The sequence below is a fragment of the Galactobacter sp. genome, from assembly GCF_022712295.1.
Lineage (GTDB): Bacteria > Actinomycetota > Actinomycetes > Actinomycetales > Micrococcaceae > Galactobacter.
Map to the genome: position 1 here is coordinate 1 of NZ_JALAGT010000162.1, position 3739 is coordinate 3739.

3 protein-coding genes are annotated in these 3739 nt (G+C 69.2%); 1 reads left to right on the top strand and 2 read right to left on the bottom strand.

The features are described 5' to 3' along the window. Positions 1-108 precede the first annotated feature (108 nt). Complete coding sequence (locus Q0A15_RS11870) at positions 109-1131, top strand: nitronate monooxygenase family protein (protein ID WP_291279736.1); 1023 nt, start codon at positions 109-111, stop codon at positions 1129-1131. A gap of 208 nt (positions 1132-1339) precedes the next feature. On the opposite strand, the gene Q0A15_RS11875 is transcribed toward Q0A15_RS11870, so the two are convergent. Then, positions 1340-2299 carry a DUF2520 domain-containing protein gene (locus Q0A15_RS11875; protein ID WP_291279737.1) on the bottom strand — a complete coding sequence of 320 codons (960 nt, stop codon included), beginning with the start codon at positions 2297-2299 and terminating at the stop codon, positions 1340-1342. 6 nt (positions 2300-2305) lie between these two features. Continuing rightward, a partial coding sequence (locus Q0A15_RS11880) for a PH domain-containing protein (protein WP_291279738.1) occupies positions 2306-3739 on the bottom strand: 1434 nt, incomplete at its 5' end.

Genomic DNA, 3739 nt, shown 5'->3' on the forward strand with positions numbered 1-3739 from the left:
CCCCTCAGCCGCCTCTCTCGTCTTGACCGCTGACGCATTCGCCCGTCCCCCTGGATCGACACACGAGTCCCCTGGATCGACGCACTGCAGGACGGCAGACTTCCTCTCATGGACTTCAGCCGCTTTCCGCCCCGCAACCTGCACCTCCCGATCATCAACGCGCCGATGGCCGGCGCTGCAGGCGGCGCGCTCGCCTCCGCCGTGAGTCGTGCCGGCGGTCTAGGACTGGTGGGGGTTGGGCACGGCGCTTCCCCTGAGTACATCGAACGTGAGCTCAGCATCGTGGCGGACAACGGCAACGGGGCCTGGGGTGCCGGCCTGATGTCATGGTCCCTGGACCGCGACTCCACCGCTCTCAGTAAGGTCCTTGAGTACCAACCGCCGGTCGTGGCCTTCGCAGCCGGTGATCCCACCAACCACGCTCGTACCGCCAACGAGGCTGGTTCCGCCGTTGTTGTGCAGGTGGGGACATCCACAGAGGTCATGGCCGCTGCCGCGGACCGTCACATCGCGGCCATCGTGGTGCGCGGTTCCGAGGCCGGCGGTCACGGGCTCAACGAGGTCTCCACCTTCACCCTGTTGCAGTTCGCTCTTCGGAACAGCAGCAAGCCAGTGATCGCGGCCGGCGGGATCGGTTCACCACAGGGCGTGGCCGCAGCCCTGGGCGCCGGCGCCTCCGCGGTCTGGATCGGTACGCGCCTGATCCCCACCGCGGAGTCGCTGGCTTCCAGCGACCACAAGCGGAGGATCCTGCGCGCCTCCGCCGAGGACACCGTCTACACCTCGGTGTTCGACATCGCCCTCGGTACCCCCTGGCCGCACGAGTACGGCGGCCGCACACTGGTCAACGAGGTCACCGCCGAGTACGCCGGGACCGCAAAGGAAGCCGCGCTGCGCACCGCCAGTGAACAGGGCAGCCCTGAGGCCAACGAACTCAGTTCCCGGGTGAAGGCCGCCAGGGCCAGTGGGGACGGCTCGGCCTCCCCGCTGTACGCAGGTCAGGCCGCCGGCTTGGTGGCGAACGACTCTCCTGCGCCAGACAGCGATTTCCCGCCTGCTGCGGATGTCCTCGCCGAGTTGGGTGGTTTCCGTGAGTGCTTGGCCAATGCTGCGCGGCTTTGGGCCGTGTAACGCTTCCCAGTCCGCACTCCCGAACCAGTTCTGCAGAATGGGCCCGGCTCAGGAGTCAATCACGCAGAGTGATCCTGGTTCACAACCAGTCTGCCAAGCAGGGTCGACCACACTCAGGAGTCGGTTTCGCAGAGTAGACGCCCCTCCACGCAGCAGAACCGACTCCCCAACCACCAGCACCAGCACCAGCACCAGCACCCATCAACACTCAGGAGTCCAGCGCGTCCAGCGCGTCCAGTACGGCCGCAGCCCGAGACCGGCTGATCACCCCGCGGCCCACGGCACGGGCCGTCGCCGCACGAACCAAAGCCGCGTAGACGTCCACCGCCGGCATACCGCCCGCACCCAGGGCTCCGGTCGCGCTCTCGGTAGCGGCAACCCCCGCTCCCAGGGACTCCGCAGAGGCCAGCGCCTTCACCGTGGCCACCACCGATTCCGGGTTGCGCGCGGCTGCGGCCCGCTCCCCGGCGGAGGGGCCCGCCATCAGAGCGTTCTCTACACCGGAGCGCAGGAGCGACTCCATCATGCGTGAGGGATCCTCGACCCCCACCGCGTGCAGCGCCTCCCATGCGGTGGCCGCCACGGTCCCCAATGGATCCGCCGCCAGTTCCAATGCGGCGGCGTAGAGCTCCCTGTCCTCCTCCTCGATGACCACGGGTTCCGCTCCCATCTCCACGACGAGCGCCTGGGCCACGGGCAACATCAGTGGATCGGAGGTCACGGCGAAGCTCACCCCATCCAGACGGCGCAGATCCAGGCTGGTCCCGGTGGACTCCAAGGCGGGGTGCACGGCCAGCGGAATCGCGCCGGCCTCCCGTGCCGGGGTGAGCACGTCGACCCCGAAACGTGCCACCGTGTGCACCACCAGTTGCCCGGCCCGCCAGTGTCCGGAGGCGGCCAAGCCCGAGACCAGCGAGGGCAGCTCGGACGCAGGCACCGCCAGGATCACCGCCTCGCTCCGTCGCAGCAGTTCCGGGATATCCAGTAGTGGAACGTCGGGCAGCAAGGCCTCGGCCCTGGCAGCCGAGTCCTCGGACACCGCATGCACGCCGACCACGGCGTGGTCAGCAGCCCGAAGCGCCGCGGCCAGGACGGTCCCGACCTTGCCCGCGCCGATCAGCCCGAATCCGAGCCGTCCGGGCTTCCGGCCCGCCGTGTCAGCCCCCATGTTCACTTACTTTGCCTCCAATTGCGCCGCTGCGATGGTGCGTGCGGTCTGTTCCACGATGAGCCGGCTCGCCACGGGTGCCGCGACATCTGGCAGCACGGTGGGGACGGGGCCGGCAACCGTGCAGAAACGCACCTTCGCCAGGCCCAGGGAGCGCGAGATGGGTCCCTGATATGAACGCACCGCCTGCACCCGAGCGTGTGGGATGAGCGCCATCCGACGGTTGATGCGCCCGGCCCGCAGCACCAGCGTGGTCTCTGTGGTCCGGAATCCCTGTCGCTTCCACCCGATCGGTGAGATCCAACGGGACGACCGCGGCGAGGAGACGAAGTCCCCCTGGCGCCCGTCGACGCCTTCCTCCAGCAGCCCCCACGGATCCTCGGTCCCGGCGTCGGGAATGAGTGCGGACACGATGCGTGCGGCCTCCGTCAGCGTCCCGACCGGAAGCAAGGTGGAGCGGGAGGTGGAACCGTTCTGATCAGACCCACCGTAACCGGCCACGTCCGCGTGGACGCAGACCCAACCGAAGGGCCTCAGGTACCAAGGTCGGCTGATCCCGACCGCCTGCACCCGACCACGCGGTACGGTGCGATGTTGAGTCTCCGTGAGTCCGTGCCGCACACGTAGCCCGTCCGCCGAGACGCCCGCACGGAAGCCCCAGGCGGAGTTCAGCATCTGCCACACGGCGCTACCGAGCCCGAGCACTCCCGGGATGAGCACACCAAGGAACGCCCCACCCGGTGCTGCGATCGCCAACGTAACCGCGCCGACCACCGCGATCAGGACCCAGGGAGACAGGCTCAGCGAGATCCAGCCGATGAGTCGTTTCGGTGGGACCTCCACCAATCCCACTTCGTCCGCCGTCCCGCCGGCGAATTGCCCGTACACGGCGGTGCCCGCGAGGTCCTCGCCCGTGCGGCGTCCCCATTCCTGGGCGCGCGCTGCCAGAGTCCGCGCGGATACCTGATGCCCGACGGCGGGTGCTGTCTCCTCGTGGTCCGTCACCGAGCCCGGTGGTGAGGGCTCCACAGGCGCCGTGTTCTCCCCGGCTGAGGTGCCCTCGGCACCTGCCGGTGTCTCGTCGTCGGGCCCAGGCCGGCTCTCGAGCGAGGGACGGTCCGTTGCGGACGGCTGCGCCGTGGGCGGCAGGCCTTCTGCGCGGCGGGCGCCGGCAGCCCTGGACAGGACGTCGGCGCGCAACCGCTCGGCCTCGGCGGCCGGAAGGTAAGCCAGGCGGAGCACCGATTCACCGCCGTCGGCCACCTCGACACGCAGCTCCGAGAGGCCGAAGATCCGCGCAAGCAACGAGCGGTTGAGGTCCACGGACTGGACGCGGTCCAGGCGCGCGGAGAGCTCCTTGCGGAACAGGATGCCGGAGCGGATCTGGACGTGCGTATCCGTGATGCGGAAGCGGGTGAAGCGCCACGAGACGTAACAGAA